This window comes from Cryobacterium sp. Hh38 (assembly GCF_004403235.1).
Classification (GTDB): Bacteria; Actinomycetota; Actinomycetes; order Actinomycetales; family Microbacteriaceae; genus Cryobacterium; species Cryobacterium levicorallinum.
Map to the genome: position 1 here is coordinate 1 of NZ_SOHD01000032.1, position 1553 is coordinate 1553.

Below are 1553 nucleotides of genomic sequence, written 5' to 3' on the forward strand. Positions count from 1 at the left end.
GTCCGCCTTGCGGTTGCGTGCAATCTCTCGATAGACGCTCTGGAAGCTTTTCCCAATCCGGACAGCGATCCCTTTCACGGCCTCGCCTGCGGCGAGGCCGTCTCCGATTACGATTCGATCGTCCTGAGAGAAATAGCGGGAACTAATGGGGACGCGTTCGACGACAGTCATACTGCCAGCATCGATGAACCACAACGATCCGCAACTGAGCGACACTCCGACCTGTCGGGCCACCTCAGACCCCGACAGGCCCTGTCGAATCAATACGAAGTAACGACGCTTAACCGCTGCCGGCATCTTGTTCGGTGCAAATCTGACCATTGGTTTCTCCCTGCTCGGGATTCGCAACGACCAGTAGAAACTGCCCCCTTTACCCGGTGATCTTCCTCGACGCGTTGATCATCAAAATTCGTGATGGTGCTCACGTGCGGAACAAGGCCGCGCACATCGCAGTCGGCGTGGACATGGACGGCATCAAGCACGTGTTGGGTATCTGGGTGCAGCAGACCGAGGGCGCGAAGTTCTGGGCCGGCGTCTGCGCCGAGCTGGCCAACCGTGGCGTGAAGGACGTCCTCATCGTTTGCTGCGACGGCCTGACCGGGTTCCCCGAAGCGATCGAATCGACCTGGCCACAGGCGACCGTGCAAACGTGTGTCGTGCACCTGCTTCGCGCCGCGATGCGGTTCGTGAGCTACAAGGATCGTAAGCAGATCGCGACCGCGTTGAAGCCGATCTACACCGCGGCCACCGCCGACGCGGCCTGGGACGAGCTCACCATGTTCGCGGCTTCGCCGCTCGGCGTGAGGTATCCGGCGACGGTGAAAACGTTCGAGGACGCGTGGGAACGCTTCACCCCGTTCCTTGCCTTCCCGCCCGACCTGCGCCGCGTCATCTACACAACGAACAGCATCGAGTCGCTGAACTACCAGCTGCGCAAAGTGACCAAGAACCGCGGTCACTTCCCCAGCGATGAAGCCGCGATCAAGATGCTGTGGCTCGCGATCTGCAACATCGAAGACAAACGCGCCCGAGCCCGAGCCAAGGAGCGCGGCGGCACCCGCGAGACCACACGCAAGGCTGCCGGCCGCCTCGTCGAAGGCCAAATCGTGACGAACTGGAAGCTCGCCCTCAGCCAGCTCGCCCTGGTCTATCCAGACCGAATCAACCCCCACCTCTAACAAAATTCCCAACACTTACACAAAACACTTGACGTTGATACTGGAAACAGTCGTTCAGGGCATGACCCTCAACTTGACTGACGGCCCCGCGAGGGGTCTGTCTTTGCTTTGATCTGTCTGGCCTGGGCGGTGTCACAGTGTCGGCCGGGCGGGCATGACCTCATAGGAGCTTGACCTCTTCGACCCGGTCTCGTCAACGTCTTGTCTGCTCGCCCGGCCGCCACTTCCCATTCTGAAACACGAACGAAGGGAAGTACACCATGAATGATCAGTCTCTGATCGTCGCGGGGGTGGACACGCACAAGGACACGCACTACGCGGCCGTGATCTCCGTCACCGGGGAACACCTCAGCGCCGCCCAGTTCCCCACCACCG

At 60.8% G+C, this 1553-nt stretch carries 1 protein-coding gene and 1 pseudogene; one reads left to right on the top strand and one right to left on the bottom strand.

Features of this window, described 5'->3' with window-relative positions; all coding sequences use genetic code 11:
* Positions 1-321 (bottom strand): helix-turn-helix domain-containing protein (locus E3T41_RS11585; protein ID WP_134478725.1); only part of this gene is annotated, 321 nt, incomplete at its 3' end.
* A gap of 47 nt (positions 322-368) precedes the next feature.
* Here E3T41_RS11585 and E3T41_RS11590 point away from each other — a divergent pair.
* A pseudogene (locus E3T41_RS11590) lies at positions 369-1178 on the top strand (IS256 family transposase); the annotation flags it as partial.
* Positions 1179-1553 lie beyond the last annotated feature (375 nt).